The sequence below is a fragment of the Mariniluteicoccus endophyticus genome (assembly GCF_054780035.1).
Window position 1 is genome coordinate 16,349 of record NZ_BAAGXC010000002.1, and the last position, 16,916, is coordinate 33,264.

Consider the following 16,916-nt stretch of genomic DNA (forward strand, 5'->3'; position numbering starts at 1 on the left):
CGCCCCGAAAAGGAGAACCATGACCGCCGTCGTCGTCATCACCGCCGGGCTGTCGCAGCCCAGCTCGACCCGCCTGCTCGGCGACCGCCTCGCCACCGCCGCCGTCGCGGCGCTGCCCGAGGGGGCCGACGTCGTCCACGTCGAGTTGCGCGACCTGGCCCGCGACCTCACCAACCGGATGCTCACCCACGTGTCATCGGAGTCGCTGGAAGACGTGCTCGAGTCCGTCCAGCGCGCCGACGCGCTCATCGCCGTGTCGCCGGTGTTCAACGCGGCCTACTCGGGGCTGTTCAAGATGTTCTTCGACGTCCTGGAGCAGGGCGCGCTCCGCGGCAAGCCCGTGCTGCTCGGCGCCACCGGGGGCACGCCGCGCCACTCGCTCGCGCTCGACCAGACGATGGCGCCGCTGTTCTTCTACCTGAAGGCGTCGGTGGTGCCGATGTCGGTGTTCGCCGCCACCGACGACTGGGGGACCAGCGATTCCGGCCTGTCCGGCCGCATCGACGCCGCGGGCAGGGCGCTCGCCGAGGCCATGCAGGGGCGTAAGCCGACCCCACGCGTCGACCCGTTCGACGACGTGACGCCGTTCGAGAAGCTCCTCGCCCGCTGAGCCGCCCAAAAATCGGTTGCCCCTCCGGCCCGCCGGTCGGAACATGGAGATCGTTGCGTGAGCCGGTCGGGCCGGAGGCGCTTCGGTTACCACCTCACTGGAACGATCGGTTGCGGGTTCGAGACCCGCTGCGCATCGCGCATAGCTCAACTGGCAGAGCAATCGTCTCCGAGGCCCACACACCCATGCCCGACCGGCTCCCGCGCCACCGACCCACTGCGTGGTCGGTGGGGAGCGCGGGCCGAGACGGCCCGGTTATCCGGCGATTCAGGTTCGACTCCTCGACGCGCCGACCACGGTCGGTGTGACTCCGGTCCGACACACCTGCCCGCGTTCCCCTCCGGCCACGCTCGACACCGAGCCGCCACGAGAGGGGGGACCCATGATCTCCGACATCCTGAAGACCTTCACCCTGCGTCGGACGCCGCAGACGGAGCCGGCGCGCGCCGACCAGGTGCGCAACCATGCCGGCGGGTACGCGTTCGCGCTGAGCGACGTGCAGCGCCTGCGCCGGTTCCTCGTCCTCGGGACCGACGCAGGCACGTTCTACCAGTCGCCGCTTGAGCTCACCCGCGAGAACGCGGAGATTGTGGTGCGCATGGCCGAGACCGACCACGCGACGCTGCTCGCGACGGTCGTCGAGGTTTCCACCTCGGGCCTCGCGCCGCGCGCCAACCCCGCGCTGTTCGCCCTCGCGGTCGCGGCGTCCGTCGGCACCGACGACGAGCGTCGTGCCGCTCTCGCGGCGCTGCCGCAGGTGGCGCGTACCGGTACGCACCTGTTCCTCTTCGCCGGGTACGCCGAGCAGTTCCGCGGCTGGGGCCGCGGACTGCGCCGCGCCGTCGCAGCCTGGTACACCGACCCGGACGTCGACGACGTGGCGTACCAGGTGGCCAAGTATCGCCAGCGCGGCGGCTGGACCCACCGCGACCTCCTGCGTCTGTCCCACCCCGTGTCCACCGAGCCCGCCCGTCAGGCGCTGTTCGGCTGGGTCACCGGCGGTGAGGTCACCGAGCAGGTCCCGGCCGTGGTGCGCCGCCTGGAGGCCGCGCGCACGGCCACGGGGGCCGAGCTCCTCGGCCTGGTCGACCAGGGCCTCACCTGGGAGATGATCCCGACCGGGGCGCTCGCCGACGCGGCGGTCTGGAAGACGCTCGTGCTTCGCGGCATGCCGATGACGGCGCTCGTGCGCCAGCTCGGTCGCCTCACGGCGCTGGGGGTCGTCGCGCCCGGTTCGCCCGCCGCGCGCACGGTCGTCGCCCAGCTCGCCGACGCCGAGCGCGTACGCCGGGCCCGCATCCACCCGCTGCAGGCGCTCACGGCCCTCACGACCTACTCCCAGGGTCGGGGCGTACGGGGCGGGCTGACGTGGGAGCCCGTGCAGGACGTCGTCGACGCGCTCGACGGCCTGTTCTACGCGGCGTTCGCGAACGTACGCCCCACGGGGCTGCGCCTGCGCCTGGCGCTCGACGTCTCCGGGTCGATGACTTGGGGCACGATCGCCGGCTCGCCGGTCACCCCTGCGGTGGGTACGGCGGCGATGGCGCTGGTGACGGCGGCGACCGAGGCCGGTGCCGGGGGAGCGGTGGAGACCGTGGCCTTCAGCACCGAGCTGGTCCCGGTCCGCATCAGCCCGCGCATGCGCCTCGACGACGTCGTACGCCGCCTCCGGCGCGTCGGTTTCGGGGGCACGGACGTGGCCGCGCCGATCGTCGACGCCACGCGTACCGGTCGCGAGGTCGACGCGTTCGTCGTCTACACCGACAACGAGACCTGGCACGGGAACATCCACCCGTACCAGGCGCTGCGGGAGTACCGCGAGCGCACGGGCATCCCGGCGAAGCTCGTCGTCGTCGGCATGACGTCGACCGGTTTCACCGTGGCCGACCCGGACGACGGGGGCATGCTCGACGTCGTCGGGTTCGACGCGTCGGCGCCGGCGGTGATCGGCGACTTCCTGCGCGGGGCCTGAGCCGGGCCGGGACGGGCGTCCTCGGGACGTCCTTCCCGGTCCGGTTTCCCGACTTGTTGAATCTGCGATAAACTGGATGACGGCTGCTGTTCCTCCGCATGAAGACAGCGGTCATCGAAACCCCGTCGAGACCGTCCCCCTTCCGAGCAGCCGTTCGCCGACCTGTCTTCAGGCGACGGTCCGGAGTACGCATGGTTCCCACCTGGGTCTGGGCCGCGACGATCGTGTTCATCGTCGCCCTTCTTCTGTTCGACTTCATCTTCCACGTACGCAAGGCCCACACGCCGACCCTCCGCGAGGCCGCGGTCTGGTCGGCGATCTACGTGGGGATCGCCATTCTTTTCGGCTTCGGCACCTTCCTCGGTGGCAGTGACATGGGGATGGAATACTTCGCCGGCTACATCACCGAGAAGGCGCTGTCGGTCGACAACCTTTTCGTCTTCCTCATCATCATGGGCAGCTTCAAGGTGCCGCGCGCCGACCAGCAGAAAGTGCTGCTGTTCGGCATCGTGTTCTCGCTGATCGCCCGCACCGGGTTCATCTTCCTCGGCGCCGCCCTGATCAACTCGTTCGCCTGGGTGTTCTATATCTTCGGCCTGATCCTCGTCCTCACCGCCGGCAACCTGCTGAAAGAGCAGCTGTCGAGCGAGGAGAGCGACGACGCCGACAACTTCATGGTGCGACTGGCCCGCAGGTTCCTGCACACCTCGGAGCACTACGACGGCGACAAGCTCTTCACCGTCGAGAACGGCAAGCGGGTCCTGACGCCCATGCTGCTCGTGATGGTCGCCATCGGTGCCACGGACATCCTCTTCGCGCTCGACTCGATCCCCGCGATCTTCGGCCTCACCCAGAACGTCTTCGTCGTCTTCACCGCGACCGCCTTCTCCCTGCTCGGCCTCCGCCAGCTCTACTTCCTGATCGACGGACTGCTCGACCGCCTCATCTACCTCTCGTACGGTCTGGCCGCGATCCTCATGTTCATCGGGGTGAAGCTCATCCTCCACGCCCTCCACGAGAACAACCTGCCGTTCATCAACGACGGCGACCACGTCAAGGTCGTCGAGATCTCGACGACCATGTCGCTGTCGGTGATCATCGGCGTACTCGTGGTCACAGTCGTCGCCTCGCTGCTCAGCCCCCGAGGCCGCGTGCAGAGCTACGTCGCCAACGCCCGGCGCCACGCCACCAACTACCTCGACGAGGACTACGAGACCGATCCGCAGCAGAAGGAGGCCTACTATGCCGAGCTGCTCGACCTCGAGGACCGTATCCGCGAGCTGCCCGAGAACCGTCGCGCGATCATCCGCGACGAGTCCGGACTGATGGATCTCATCAACCGGGCCCACAGTGCCCACCGCGAGGCCCACGAGGCCGGCGTTGTCGCCGCCGACCCCCGGGGTCTGCGATGACCCGCGTCCAGGACCGAAAGGTACGCACCCGTGGATAATGACTCGGTGAGCTCATTCCTCGCCCTGCTGGGCGTCGTCATCGTCGTCGTCATGATCATCGTCTCCGCGCTGGGCCGCCGCGGCTCGCACGACGAGATCTTCGAGGGCATCACGCCCGGACAGTTGCCGCTGCCCGGCCAGGAAGTCCGTCGCAGCCGCGTCAAGGGGATGGAATACTCCGGCCCCGTCGCCGTGCAGTTCCAGCCGCCGCGCGACGTCTCACCCGGACTGGTCGGCACCATCGTCGATGGCAAGGCCGAGATGCGTGACGTGACCGCCACGATCGTCGACCTCGCCGTGCGCGGCTACCTCACGATCAAGACCGTCCCGATCAAGGGTGAGGCCCCCGAGACGGCCCACGACGCGCCCGTCGGACAGGAAGGGCCCCAGACCCGGCCCGAGAAGTCCAAGCAGGACTGGCTCCTCACCGCCAACCCCACGCCGCCCGGCGACGAGAGCGCGTACGAGCGCCAGCTCCTGTTCGCCATGTTCGGCCAAGGCCCGACCGTCCGCATGTCCGACCTCCAGCACGGCTTCGGCAAGGCCATGCGCGAGGCCCAGGTGAGCCTCTACCGCCAGGTCGTCGACAACGGCTGGTATCCGCGCCACCCGCTCGAGAAGGGCAACAAGGTCCGCATCTGGGGCGGCATCCTCCTCGCCGTCGGCGTGCTCGCCCTCCTTGCGGTCTTCTGGGCCGTCGCCAACGACCTCGTCACCCCGATCGCCGCCCTGTTCCCGTTCGGCGCCATCATCGGCGGTGCCATCGGCCTGATCGCCGGCCGTGGCGTACGCGTCGGCCGCACCGCCGAGGGCACCGCCATGATGATCCAGTCGCTCGGCTTCAAGGAGTACCTCGCCACCGCCGAGGCCGGACAGATCAAGTTCGAAGAGGCCTCCGAGATCTTCTCGCGCTACCTGCCGTACGCCATCGTGTTCGGAGTTGCCGAGCACTGGGCCAAGGTGTTCGGCGACGTCGCCAAGCGCTACAAGGAGGCACGCGGCGGCGACCTCGGCGACTACACCGCCGGCGACCTCATGTTCGACCTGATGTGGTTCGACTTCTGGACCCCCGACATCCACCTCGGCGGCGATGCCGATCTGTTCGCCGTGGGCGACGCCTTCGGGGGTGGCGGGTTCGACATGCCCGACATCGGCGACATGTTCGGCGACATCGGCGAGGGCGCCGGCGAGGTCTTCGGTGCCTTCACCGAAGGCGTCTCGGGCTTCGTCGACTCCGCCGGGGGCTTCGACATCCCCGACCTCGACGGCTGCGACCTGGGCGGCTGCGACTTCTAGCTCAAGACCTGGTCGCGCCCGGCGCGCGAAGTCCTCTGTCTTCAGCCCTCGCGCGCGCGTCAATCACCGAGATCTTCGCCCGCCAGTGCCCTGGCGGCGAGGGCCTCCTCCTCGGCCGCCTCCCAGACCTCCTTGGCGGCGGTGAGGTTGAGTGCGACGATGAGCAGGCCCAGCACGATGTCCGGCCAGCCGGAGCGCCAGAACACCGTCACCACGCCCATCACGATGATCGCGAGGTTCGCGACGACGTCGTTGCGCGCGGCGAGGAACGCCGCCTTCGACATGGACCCCGCCTCGTGGCGGAACCTTGCCAGCAGCCACGCGCAGACCGAGTTGACGACCGCTGCCGCGCCGGCGGTCGCGATCAGCCACCACACATCGGGCGCATCGGGGTGGGAGAACTTCGTCACGGCCTGCCACACGGCCGCCACTGCTGGGATGCAGATGATCACAGCCATCGCCTTGCCGGCCAACGCCCGGCGGGCGAGCGACCAGCCCAGCGCCAGGAAGATCAGCAGGTTGACCGCCGTGTCCTCACTGAAGTCGACGGCGTCGGCGAACAGCGACACCGAACCGATGGCGACGGCCACGACCATCTCGAGCGCCATCGCCGCACCGTTCAGGCCCGCGACGCCAAGCACGGTGCGCCTCAGCGCGCGCGGATCACCCTCGATGCGATCGGCGGAGCAGGAGTCGCGGCAGGAGTCGTCGGTCACGGCGTCCCAGCCTAGCGGCGTGGATCAGATCGCCGACGCCTTGCGGGCCGTGCGGATCGCCCGCTTCGCCGTGTCGGTCGCGGCCAGGCGGCTGGCCTCCTCCCGTTCCCACAGGACGCCGTACGTGAACGTCGGCTCACCCGCGTCGGCCGCCGCACGGGCCAGTTCCAGGAGACGCTCACGCGCCACCACGGTGTCCTGAGCGGTGCCGAGCGACTCGGTGACCTCCTCCCACGCCTTCGCCGCGTCGGCGGCCGTGGCGAAGGCAGGGGCGACGGCCTCCCACGCATAGCGGGCCGCCTTGGCGCGCTTGCGGGTCTCGTGCCACTGCACGATCTGTTCCTCGCCGTCGGCGGCCTGTGCTGCCTTCCAGCGGCGCGTGACGCGCTTGGTCGCGTCGTCGAGCACCGGCGGCAGCACACCCTTGGCGCGGGCGTCCGCGTACTCGGTGAACGGCGACGTGACGAACAGTCCGACCAGGTCGTCCAGCAGCCGCGTGTAGCGCGGCGATTCGAGCGCCTCGACCAGCGCCCGGTGGGCATCGGCATGGGTCGCGTCGAGCTCGGCGGTGACCCGCTCGCTGACCGGGCCGAGGACCGCCCCGGCCGGCAGCTCCTCGATGGCGGCCCGGATGCGGTCTCGCATCACCTCAGCGTCGCGTGGCTCACCCAGCACCTGGCCGAGCCACTTCAGCTCGGCGCGGATCGGCTCGGTGCGCTCGGTGTCGAGCAGTGGCCGGAACGTACGCAGCGTCGAGCGCAGTCGCCTGGTCGCCACGCGCATCTTGTGGACGGCATCGGGGGCGTCGACGCGGGCGTCGGCCTCGCGTCCCTGGATCGCGCCCACCTGGGCCGCCACGTAGGCACGGATGACCGCTGCGGCGCTCGACTTGCGCGTCAAACGCTCGTCCTCGGCCTCGCGGAGCCGGTCGCCCATGGCCTGGACGAGCTTGGAGACCGACTTGCTGGGGCGTACGCCGGCCGCCGACAACGTGGCCGTGATGGCCTCGAGGTCGTCGGTGGTGCCGCCGTCGAGCTCGACCTCGAGCTCGCGCCACTTCTGCTTGTGGCCGTTGCGCGTCGCGGTCACGGTGTCGTCGCACAGGATGGCCAGCTTGCGACCGCGCCTGGTGGTCAGGTCGGTCTCGTTGCGTGCGGTCTTCAGCTCGACGACGGGCACGAGCGGTGCGTACCCGATCAGCTCGGCGACCTGCTCGCGCAGGGCCGCAGGGACCTGCAGCGTGCTGGCGCCGCGCACGATCGGCTCGTGGATCTCCTGACGGGCGTGGCCGTCTCCGGGGAGCTTGAGGTGCCAGCCCGCGTCGCTGCCGCCCGTGCGCCGGCGCAGGGTGATCCGGTTGCGCGCCAGCTCGAGGTTCGGTGTGTCGAAATAGACGGCCTTCAGCGAGAAACGCCTCGACTCGCCGCTGCGTACGACCTCGGCCAGGTCGGGCACGCGCTCGCCGGGGGAGATGGTGAACTTGCGTTCGATCTCGACGGCCATCTGAGTTCCTTCGATCGGGTGACCCCCCATCTTATCGGGGTCAGCCCGGCCACACGCCGGAGGTGCCGCGTCGGTGGGAGTCGAGCAGGTGGGTGTCGACGATGCCCGTGGCCTCCATGAGCGCGAACACCGTCGTCGGCCCGACGAAGGTGAAGCCTCGTTTCTTGAGGGCCTTCGCGCAGGCGACCGACTCGGGTGACGACGACGGGATCTCGCCGAAGGTGGTCGGACGCGGCGTCTGCTCGGGCCGGAACGACCAGATGAGCTCGGCGAGGTCGGTCCCGTCGTCCCGCAGGGCCAGGGTGGCCGCAGCGTTGGCGATCGTGGCCTCGATCTTGCGGCGGTTGCGGACGATGGCGGCATCGCCCATCAGACGGGCCACCTCGGCCTCGCCGTAGGCCGCGACCTTCTCGGGGTCGAACCCGTCGAAGGCCTTCCTGAACGACTCCCGCTTGCGCAGGATCGTCGCCCAGCTCAGCCCCGACTGGAAGGCCTCCAGGCTCAGCCGCTCGAACATGCCGCGCTCGTCGCGCACCGGCATGCCCCACTCGGTGTCGTAGTAGTCGCGCATCAGGAGGTCGCTCGCGGCCCAGCGGGGTCGGCGCAGGCCGTCGTCGCCCAGCACGGTGTCGGCGGGCGTGGGTTCGGTGGTCTCGTCGCTCACGTCCTCACTATGGCCCGCGTACGCCCCCGAGCGGCAGCGTCCCCGCCGACGGACAACACCCGCCCGCCGACGGACAACACCACCGTTCGCCTTCTCGTCACCCACGTGCCCTACGTTTCCGCCCATGACCCCGGCACCGCAGACCCTCCAGCGCCGTCTCGGCCTCCTCGACGCGGTCGTCATCGGCATGGGCTCGATGATCGGAGCCGGCGTCTTCGCAGTGTGGACGCCCGCGCTGCAGGCTGCGGGCGGCTGGCTGGTCCTCGCGCTCGCCGTCGCGTTGGTGGTGGCGTACTGCAACGCGTCCTCGTCGGCCCAGCTGGCCGCGCAGTACCCGACCTCGGGCGGCACCTACGTCTACGGACGTGAGCGGCTGGGGGAGTGGCCCGGGTTCCTCGCCGGCTGGGGCTTCGTCATCGGCAAGACCGCCTCGGTCGCGGCGATGGCGCTCACCTTCGCCGCGTACGTCGTCCCCGGCTGGGAGCCGCCCGTCGCCGTCGCCGCCGTCGTGGTCCTGACGCTGGTGAACCTGCGCGGCGTCACCCGCACGGCTCGGGCGACGCGGGTCATCCTCGCCGTGGTTCTGCCCGTGCTGGCGGTCGTCTGCGTCCTCGCCGCCCGCGGGCCCCGCCAGGGATGGGGCGGGATCGGACCGGGTGGACCGATCGGGTTCGACGCCCTCGGTGTGCTCCAGGCCGCGGGCCTACTGTTCTTCGCCTTCGCCGGCTATGCGCGTGTGGCCACCATGGGGGAGGAGGTACGCGACCCGAAGCGGACGATCCCGCGTGCGATCCTCGTCGCGCTGGGCCTCACCGCCCTCGTGTACGCCGCCGTCGCCCTGCTCGTCGTGCCTCTTCTGCGCACCGCCGGGCCGTTGACCCCAGCGCCACTCGCCGACGCCGTCCACCTGTCCGGACCGCACTGGCTGGTCCCCGTCGTCGGCGCGGCGGCGGCGCTGGCCACGGCCGGAGCGATGCTCAACCTGATGACCGGCATCGGCCGCACGACGCTGGCCATGGCCCGCAACGGCGACCTGCCCCGCTTCCTGGCCCAGGTCGAGGAGCGACGCACCGTCCCCCGCAACGCCGAGTTGGTCCTCGCGCTCGTGGTGTGCGCGCTCGTGCTCGTCGGCGACGTCCGCTCGGTCATCGGGTTCTCCAGCTTCGGCGTCCTCCTCTACTACCTCGTCGCCAACCTCGCCGCCCTCACCCAGGACCGCGACCACCGACGCTTCCCGAAGGCGCTGCAGGTGGTCGGGGCGGTGCTGTGCGTCGTGCTCGTCGTCACGCTCCCGTGGACGTCGATCGCCGCGGGGATCGCGGTGTACGCGGTGGGGGCGGCGCTCCGGCTGGCGCGCCGCGCGGCGCGCAGCGATGGTTGACACTTCTCCTATGCGATAAGGGATCGGGGTGACGCGCGGCCTCGAACTGGAGGCCGTGGAGCGACACCTGGACGCCGTCTGGGTGAGCACGCTCGAGGGGCTGATCGTCGGGGCAACGAGGCCGCGAGTTCGGCTCTCCCGATCCGCGCGACTCGGCCCAGCGCCGGGCGGCGGCCATGGACGTCATGGCCGTCGCCCCCATCGTGATGGGGAGGATGACACTTGTGGCGCTGCGGCAGTCGATCGCCCGGCTGGCGGCCTTCGAGCCGCGCGTGCCGGTGGAGTCGCCGACCACGGTCTCACGGACCCGCTGGATAGAATCGGTGCGTGCCCGCACATCCTGACCACTCGCCCGTCGCCGTCGTCGGAGGGGGCCTCACGGGGCTCACCCTCGGCCTCGCGCTCGTCCGCGGCGGGGTCCCCGCCGTCGTGGTCGACCACGCCCTCACCCCCGGGACGCGCGACGGCCTGATGGCCGGGCTCGCGACCACCCATCAGGAGCTCCAGCACCACCACGTCTGGCGCTGGTTCGGCGACGCCGCCGTGAGGCGGTACGCGGCCGAGGCCGCCCGTGGCCAGCAGCAGGTCCTCGCCCACGCCGCCGAGCTGGGCGTACGCGTCCACCGCCGGCCCACCGCGACCGTGACGGCCGACGGCCACGAGGCCTTCTGGCTGCGTTACGAGGCCAGGGCCGAGCGTCGCTGCGGCATCGAGCCGACGTTCACCGACACCACGGGCCTCCCGATGGCCACGCGCCCCCAGCTGATGCGCGACGACCAGCCGTCGCTTGACGTCGTCGCCTACCGCGACGGGCTATTCGAGGCCTTCCGCGCCGCCGGCGGCCAGGTCGCCTCGAACCTGCCCGCCGACGCCGGGTGCCGCGTGTCCACCACGCCCGACCCCGTGGGTGCCCCGCCTGCGCTGCGCATGCGCCTGGAGACGATGACGTGGCACTGGCTGGCCTTCGCCGCGCCACACCCGATCGGGCGCGACACCTTCCACCTCGACGACGGCGGCCGCATTGTCACCCCGGTCGGCGACGAGCTGTGGGTGGGCAGTCGTCGTGACGACGGCACCGCCTGGGTCGCCCGCCACTACGACGACCCGGCCATCACCCAGGCGTGGACAGCGCCCGCGTCGGCGACGTTCGACGCGCTGCCCCTGGTCGGACCGCTGGGCGACGGCCTGGTCGCGTGCGGGTTCGGCCCGTGGGAGCTGACGCTCGGCACGGCGGCGGCGCTCCAGCTGGCCGACGTCATCACCGGAGCCTCTACCGACCTGCCCTGGTCGCCGAGGCGGCTGCCGCGCGCGGCAGCCATCGGCCGCGCGGCGTGGGGTGCGTCCCGCAAGGCGATGCGCATCAACCCCGTGACCCCCTTCCCCCGCCGTGGCTGACGAGGAGCGCGAGGTCGTCCGGATCGCCGATGCCAGGCTCGACCTCCTCGCCCACCACTCCTGGCCGGCGACCGACGTGCGCGACATCGACGGCTGGCTGGTCCGGCGTACGCGGGGCGCGACGCGGCGCGCCAACTCGGTCCTGCCGCATGGCGAGCCCGCTGACCTCGCCATGGCGATCAGGCTGGTCGAGCAGCTCTACCGTCAGCGCGGGCTGGTGCCGACGTTCCTGATCACCCCGGCTGCGTTGCCCACCACCCTCGACGACGAGCTCGCCGAGCGCGGATACGTCGCCGACGGCGCCTGCGACGTGATGGTCGCCCAGACCGAGGACGTGGTGCGCCTGGCGGGGGAGCGTACGCGAGGGGTGCACGTCTCCGGAGCGCTCGACGACGCCCACCTCGCCCTGTGGGCCGCGCACGGGGGGCGAACCGACGACGCGCTGCTGGGGGAGATGGTCGAGGTGGCGACCGGCACGCCGGCCGTCTTCGCCTCGATGCGCCGCGACGGACGGGTCTGGGCCGTGGGCCGGGGGACCCTGCGTGAGGGCTGGTGCGGGCTGGATGGCTTCGTCACTGATCCCGCCGCGCGCGGACGCGGGCTGGCGACCGATCTGATCGCCGAGATCGCCCGCCGGGCGCTCGCCGCCGGAGCGCGTGGGATGTGGCTGCAGGTCGCCGACGGCAACCCGGCACGGGGTCTCTACGAGCGGTTGAGCTTCACCGAGCAGTACCGCTACCACTACCGCAGGAAGGTCTGACGTCGTTTCCGCGCCGCGACCCTCGCGTGAGACACGAGGTGCCACCGCTGGCGTGGGGTGCGCCCGAGGGCGCCGGGTCACTTGATGTGGCCGACCTGGTCCCAGCGGACGGAAGCCAGCCCCATCGCCCCGTAGTTGGCGACGCGTACGCGCGTGCCGACGACCTCGGCGTTCTGGTACAGCGGGATGGTGGGCAGGAGGTCCCACAGCTTGCGGTCGAGCTCGTTGGCGGCGTCGGCCTTGCCCTGCTGGCTGGCCTCGTTCTTGACCTTCTCGACCAGGGCGTCGACCTCCGGGGACTCCAGGCGCGCATAGTTGCGCTCGGCGCCGGAGGTGAAGCGGTCGGCGAGGTCGGCGTACGGGTCCGTCGAGCCCTTGCCGCCCATCGTGATCAGGTCGAACTCGCCGCCGGACAGCACGGATCCGTCGTCGAACTGAGCCGGGGAGATGTCCTGCACGTCGACCTGGACGCCGATCTGCTTGAGCTGGTCACGGATCGCGGCAGCCTCGGCCTCGGACGGGGCGAACCCACGCACCTGGACCATGGTGAGCTTCAGCGGCTTGCCGTCCTTGGAACGCGTCCCGCCCGACTCCTTCCAGCCCGCGTCGTCGAGCGTCTTGCGTGCCTTGTCGAGATCACGGGTGAGGACGAGGTTTGACGCCGAGTCGGAGTAGCCCTCCTGACCCGGCAGCAGGATGCGGTTGTTCAGCGGAGCTGGCTTGCCCTCGACGGCAGCCGAGGTGGCGGCGCCGATGGCGGACCGGTTGAGGCCGAGCATGATGGCCTTGCGAACGGACTGGTCGCTCGTCGGCGAGCCGCTCGCGGTGTTGAGGACGAGTTGGCGCCACGTGGTCGCCGCGGCCTTGCGCAGCGTGTAGTCGGGCACGCGCTTGACGGCCTCGTACGCCTCCTGCGACTGACCCACCTCGACGACGTCGGTCTCGTTCTCGGTGAACGCCTTGATCTGGTTCTCGGGGGCGACCTGGCGCACCACGATCCGGTCGAGCATCGGCTTGTCGCCCCACCACTGGGCGCTGGGCGTGGCGATCAGCACGTTGTTGGCGGCGTCCCACTTGTCGACGCCGAACGGGCCCGAGGTCCACCCCTTCTTCAGGTCGGTCCAGCCGTTGAACGTCTGGGCGTCCTTGACGGATTCGGCACGCAGCACGCTCACGCGGTCGAAGACCTGACGCCACGACGGGTAGGCCGTGTTGAACGTGATCTCCACGTCCTGCTCGCTGCCGTTCTGGCGCACGTCGGCGATCTGGGTGAACTTCAGGTCGGAGGCGCAGCGGAACCCCTGGGAACGGCCGTTGCAGGCCGACCAGGTCGCGATGAGGTCCTTGGCGGTGATCTGGGTGCCGTCACCCCACACGGCGCGCTGGTTGAGCTTGAGCGCCACCTTCGTCGGGCTCTGCGAGGTCTCCTCGGCCGAGACCACGTAGGCCGGGTTGGGGCGTGCGACGCCGGTCGAGTCGTAGGTGAAGAACGACGGGAGGTAGGCGCTGCGGATCGGGTCCATGGCGTCGCTCGCGTCGGCGGACATCGGGTTGAGGTTGCCGATCTTCTCCACCGGGAGCCGCATCTCACCGCCCGGCTGCATGCTGCCGCGGTCCTTCGCGTTGACGTCCTGGGCGGGCATGGGGACCGTGTTGGACTCTCCCCGGTCTTCGGCCTTCGAGCAGCCGACGAGCGCCATGGGCACCAGTACGCCGGTGGCGATGATCCGGCGGACCTTCACATTTCCTCCAGTTCGAGTGTGGACGTGAACCTGTACAGGGTACGCCGAAACGCAACGCGAGGGGAAAGTCGGCTCAGATCCAGCTCTTGAGCCACATGCGGGCGTTCCACTGGGACTTGGTCAGCAGCCCGTCGCTGAGAACGGGGTAGAAGTAGGCGAAGTTGAGCGCGACGAGCGCGACGAACACGCCGGCGGCGATCGCCCCGGGCCTGCGGTGGGGGCTGTCCGGGGAGCCCATGATCCTGCCCAGGCACAGAGCCAGCGCGATGCAGGTGAACGGGATCAGCATGATCGCGTAGAAGAAGAACAGCGGCCGGTCCGCGTTGGGGAACCACGACAGCCACATCGTCAGGACGCCCACGACCGGCACGGCGAAGCGCCAGTCGCGGTCGGCGATCCACAGAATGAGGGCCATGACGAGCGCGATGACGCCGACCCACCACAGGAGCGGCGTGCCGACCCCGTCGATGACGCGCAGGCAGGTCTCGCCGCCGGCGGGGCAGCCGTCGGTGCCGGGCTGGATGTCGTTGTGGGCGTCGATGCCGATCGAGCGGGCGACGAAGAGCCAGCCGGCGGGATGGGCCTCGTACGGGTGCGTGGCCTGCTTCATGCCGTCGCCGGTGTGGAACTCGAACATCTGGCGGTGGTAGTCGAGGAGCGAGGCCAGCGGCTTGCCGAGCAGGCGTACGGAGGCCGCCTCGGGGTTGTTGTCGCCGAAGTCGCGGGCATACCCGCCGTCGGTCAGGAGCCAGCCCCACCAGGTGTTGACGTAAACCACGACGGCGACGCCCACGTGGTAGACGAACGCCAGCGGCGCGTCCAGCAGCAGTGACATCCAGGCGCGGCCACGGGCGCCGGCGGTCATGCGGGCGCCGATGTCCCAGGCGACCGACAGCAGCGAGAACGTCGCCAGGGCGTACATGGAGTTCCACTTGGTGGCGCACGCCAGGCCGAACGTGATGCCGGCGGCCAGCCGCCACGGCCGCCACCACACCATGGGCCCGAACGAGCCGCCGAGGTCGCGCAGGTCGTTGACGGCCAGGTGGTCGGCCAACCGGTTGCGGAACCAGTCGCGGTCGACGACCAGGAGGTGGACCGCGAGGACGGTGAAGAAGGCCTGGAAGATGTCGAGCAGCGCGATGCGCGACATCACGAAGTGGAGGCCGTCCAGCGAGAGCAGAACCGCGGCGATGGCGCCGACCAGGGTCGAGCGCGACAGGCGACGTGCGAGGAAGAACACGACGAGGACGAGCAGGGAGCCGGCGATGAGCGACGGGAAGCGCCAGCCGAACGAGCCGGGCCCGAAGACCTGCTCGCCGAGACCGATCAACCACTTGCCGACCGGCGGGTGGACGATGAACGAACCCGAGTCCTTCACACCGGCGAAGATGCCCCGCGCGAAGTCGGCGTCCGCGCCCTCGGCCCAGTCGCGCTCGTGGCCGAAGTGCCACAGCGCCCAGCCGTCCTTGGCGTAGTAGATCTCGTCGAACACCAGCGTGCTGGGGAAGCCGAGGTTCACCACCCGCACCACGAACGTGAAAAGGGTCAGGACTGCGGCGATGAGCCACGCGTTGACGGGGTCGCCCGGCACCTTCGAGCGCAGGCGCTCGATCGGGGGGAGGGGCGTACGCCCCTGGGGCTGTCCCGTCGCGGGGCTGGGACCCGCATACCAGGGGGTGCGCGCCGGGGCGTCGGCGGTCGGGGCGCTGACGCGTTCCGGGGCGTCGAGGTCTTGGGCGTGCGTCACGCGCGCCATCCTAACCACGGCCCCGGTCTAGGGTTGGTCTCGTGCTGCTGCTGGCTGGGACTCCCATCGGGGACGCCGACGACGCGTCGCCGCGTCTGCTGCGCGTGCTCACCGAGGCCGACGTGGTCGCCGCCGAGGACACGCGCCGTTTCGCCGACCTCCTGCGCCGCCTCGGCGTGCGGACCTCCGCGCGCATCGTGTCCTACTTCGAGGGCAACGAGGCCACGCGTACGCCGGAGCTGCTCGCCGAGCTGGCCGCCGGGAAGACGGTCGTGGTGGTGACCGACGCCGGCATGCCGTCGGTCTCCGACCCCGGCTACCGGCTGGTCGCGGCCGCGGTCGAGGAGGGGCTGCCGATCTCCGCCGTCCCCGGTCCGTCGGCGGTCCTGACGGCGCTGGCGGTCTCGGGCCTGCCCGTGGACCGGTTCTGCTTCGAGGGCTTCCTGCCACGCAGGCCGGGGGAGCGTGCACGTCGCCTCGCGCGCCTGGCCGGCGAGGAGCGCACCATGGTCTTCTTCGAGGCACCCCACCGGCTGGCCGAGTTCCTCGCCGACGCCGCGGGCGCGCTGGGTGCCGGGCGTCCCGCCGCCGTGTGCCGCGAGCTGACGAAGACCTACGAAGAGGTACGCCGCGGCACCCTCGCCGAGCTGGCTGCGTGGGCCGCCGAGGGTGTACGCGGTGAGATCACCGTCGTGGTCCAAGGCGCCGACGCCGTGGACGCCGACCCGGAGACTGCGGTCGCGGAGGTGCAGGCCCTCATCGAGGGCGGCCAGCGCATGAAGCCCGCCGTCGCGGAGGTCGCCGAGCGCACCGGCGTCTCGCGCAACGCGCTCTACGAGGCCGTGCTCGCCGCGCGGCGGAAGCCGTGAGCACCGAGCCTGGTGTTCCGGAGCTCTCGGACGCCCAACGGGCTGCCGAGGCGACGACCGCGAGACTGTTCCGTCCCGTGGCGTTCGCCGGGCCGTTCCTGGTGCTGGGGGCGCTGACGTTGTTCGCCCTCGGGGCGTCCGGCCGCCTGCCCGATCCGGTCGCGTTCACCAACGTCTCGCGCGTCGGCGGGCACAGCCTGGTCGCCCGTGACGACGTGTGGTGGCGCGCGCTGGTGATGCCCGCCGTGTTGTCGTTCGTGGCACTGGTGGTGTGCGGGGCGGCGCTCAGCACGGCGGAGAAGGTCGTCCGGGTCGCCCCCGGGGCGGCGTGGGCGTCCGTCGCCGCGTTCAGCTGGGGACTTCCCCTGCTCGCGGCATGGGTGCCATTCACCGACATCGCCACCCAGGTCGGGAGCCCGGTCGCGCACGCGTGGCAGGGCTGGTTCCTGCTCGCGCCGGTGATCGCGATCGGTGCCGGCCTGTTGCTCGTGCGTGTCCAGCGGCGTTGGGCCGCGCGGCTGGCCGACGGCCGATGAACCGGATCCGGTCGAAGGACGGCGCGGCGCGGGCGACCCCCGCATCCCTCTCGATCGGGGTCCCGGCTATCGGCGGCCTCCCCTTCGTCTGCGACCTGCTCGGCCAGGGCACGGCACCGTGGTTCTGGGTGGGGCTCGCGGGCGGCCTCCTGGTCGGGGTCGGCGGCATCGAGTGGCGGCAGGGGCGCTGGGTCCGACATCTGGTGCGCGCCGCAGACGTCCTCTGACTGCGATTCGTCTCGCCGGCAGCTAGACACCGACGGTTCGGCGTCTG

16 protein-coding genes are annotated in these 16,916 nt (G+C 71.0%); 11 read left to right on the top strand and 5 right to left on the bottom strand.

The genetic code is table 11. From position 1 onward, the window contains the following. Positions 1-19 precede the first annotated feature (19 nt). The 4 genes from ACYVGD_RS01160 to ACYVGD_RS01175 all read left to right on the top strand — a co-directional run bounded on the left by ACYVGD_RS01160 (position 20) and on the right by ACYVGD_RS01175 (position 5,329). Positions 20-610 carry a CE1759 family FMN reductase gene (locus ACYVGD_RS01160; RefSeq protein ID WP_460741136.1) on the top strand — a complete coding sequence of 197 codons (591 nt, stop codon included), beginning with the start codon at positions 20-22 and terminating at the stop codon, positions 608-610. 382 nt (positions 611-992) lie between these two features. Next, complete coding sequence (locus tag ACYVGD_RS01165; RefSeq protein WP_460741137.1) at positions 993-2,582, top strand: TROVE domain-containing protein; 1,590 nt, start codon at positions 993-995, stop codon at positions 2,580-2,582. Positions 2,583-2,773: 191 nt separating this feature from the next. Beyond that, positions 2,774-3,994 (top strand): TerC family protein, encoded by a 1,221-nt coding sequence (locus ACYVGD_RS01170; protein WP_460741138.1) that lies wholly within the window; start codon positions 2,774-2,776, stop codon positions 3,992-3,994. A gap of 45 nt (positions 3,995-4,039) precedes the next feature. Continuing rightward, a complete protein-coding gene (locus ACYVGD_RS01175; protein WP_460741139.1) occupies positions 4,040-5,329 on the top strand; it encodes a DUF2207 domain-containing protein in 1,290 nt (429 codons plus the stop codon). A gap of 59 nt (positions 5,330-5,388) precedes the next feature. On the opposite strand, the gene ACYVGD_RS01180 is transcribed toward ACYVGD_RS01175, so the two are convergent. Genes ACYVGD_RS01180 through ACYVGD_RS01190 form a run of 3 tightly spaced genes read right to left on the bottom strand, consistent with a single transcriptional unit; the run spans position 5,389 to position 8,212 of the window. After that, positions 5,389-6,045: a cation transporter gene (locus tag ACYVGD_RS01180; RefSeq protein ID WP_460741140.1), complete on the bottom strand. Its 657-nt coding sequence runs from the start codon at positions 6,043-6,045 to the stop codon at positions 5,389-5,391. Positions 6,046-6,069: 24 nt separating this feature from the next. After that, entirely contained in the window at positions 6,070-7,548 is a 1,479-nt protein-coding gene (locus tag ACYVGD_RS01185; RefSeq protein WP_460741141.1) for a CYTH and CHAD domain-containing protein, read from the bottom strand. Between the two features lie 40 nt (positions 7,549-7,588). Beyond that, complete coding sequence (locus tag ACYVGD_RS01190) at positions 7,589-8,212, bottom strand: DNA-3-methyladenine glycosylase I (protein WP_460741142.1); 624 nt, start codon at positions 8,210-8,212, stop codon at positions 7,589-7,591. Positions 8,213-8,336: 124 nt separating this feature from the next. Here ACYVGD_RS01190 and ACYVGD_RS01195 point away from each other — a divergent pair, with 124 nt between their 5' ends. The 4 genes from ACYVGD_RS01195 (at position 8,337) to ACYVGD_RS01210 (ending at position 11,748) form a co-directional block, all read left to right on the top strand. Continuing rightward, on the top strand, positions 8,337-9,593 hold the full coding sequence (locus tag ACYVGD_RS01195) for an APC family permease (protein WP_460741143.1): 1,257 nt from the start codon (positions 8,337-8,339) through the stop codon (positions 9,591-9,593). Between the two features lie 176 nt (positions 9,594-9,769). After that, complete coding sequence (locus ACYVGD_RS01200; protein ID WP_460741144.1) at positions 9,770-9,937, top strand: hypothetical protein; 168 nt, start codon at positions 9,770-9,772, stop codon at positions 9,935-9,937. Further along, on the top strand, positions 9,921-10,988 hold the full coding sequence (locus ACYVGD_RS01205; RefSeq protein ID WP_460741145.1) for an FAD-binding oxidoreductase/lyase: 1,068 nt from the start codon (positions 9,921-9,923) through the stop codon (positions 10,986-10,988). The genes ACYVGD_RS01200 and ACYVGD_RS01205 overlap by 17 nt, the downstream gene beginning before the upstream one ends. After that, on the top strand, positions 10,981-11,748 hold the full coding sequence (locus ACYVGD_RS01210; RefSeq protein ID WP_460741146.1) for a GNAT family N-acetyltransferase: 768 nt from the start codon (positions 10,981-10,983) through the stop codon (positions 11,746-11,748). Before ACYVGD_RS01205 ends, ACYVGD_RS01210 begins: the two co-directional genes overlap by 8 nt. 77 nt (positions 11,749-11,825) lie before the next feature. On the opposite strand, the gene ACYVGD_RS01215 is transcribed toward ACYVGD_RS01210, so the two are convergent. Together ACYVGD_RS01215 and ACYVGD_RS01220 are read right to left on the bottom strand one after the other, a co-directional pair. Beyond that, positions 11,826-13,490, bottom strand: a complete 1,665-nt coding sequence (locus tag ACYVGD_RS01215; protein WP_460741147.1) for an ABC transporter family substrate-binding protein — start codon at positions 13,488-13,490, stop codon at positions 11,826-11,828. Between the two features lie 73 nt (positions 13,491-13,563). After that, a complete protein-coding gene (locus ACYVGD_RS01220) occupies positions 13,564-15,081 on the bottom strand; it encodes a dolichyl-phosphate-mannose--protein mannosyltransferase (protein WP_460741213.1) in 1,518 nt (505 codons plus the stop codon). Positions 15,082-15,278: 197 nt separating this feature from the next. Between ACYVGD_RS01220 and rsmI the strand changes: the two genes are divergently transcribed. Genes rsmI through ACYVGD_RS01235 form a run of 3 tightly spaced genes read left to right on the top strand, consistent with a single transcriptional unit; the run spans position 15,279 to position 16,869 of the window. After that, the gene (gene rsmI / locus ACYVGD_RS01225; RefSeq protein ID WP_460741148.1) at positions 15,279-16,106 is read left to right on the top strand and encodes a 16S rRNA (cytidine(1402)-2'-O)-methyltransferase; all 828 of its coding nucleotides are present in this window, start codon (positions 15,279-15,281) and stop codon (positions 16,104-16,106) included. Further along, the gene (locus ACYVGD_RS01230) at positions 16,103-16,642 is read left to right on the top strand and encodes a hypothetical protein (protein WP_460741149.1); all 540 of its coding nucleotides are present in this window, start codon (positions 16,103-16,105) and stop codon (positions 16,640-16,642) included. Before rsmI ends, ACYVGD_RS01230 begins: the two co-directional genes overlap by 4 nt. Beyond that, positions 16,639-16,869, top strand: a complete 231-nt coding sequence (locus ACYVGD_RS01235; RefSeq protein WP_460741150.1) for a hypothetical protein — start codon at positions 16,639-16,641, stop codon at positions 16,867-16,869. The genes ACYVGD_RS01230 and ACYVGD_RS01235 overlap by 4 nt, the downstream gene beginning before the upstream one ends. Positions 16,870-16,916: the final 47 nt, after the last annotated feature.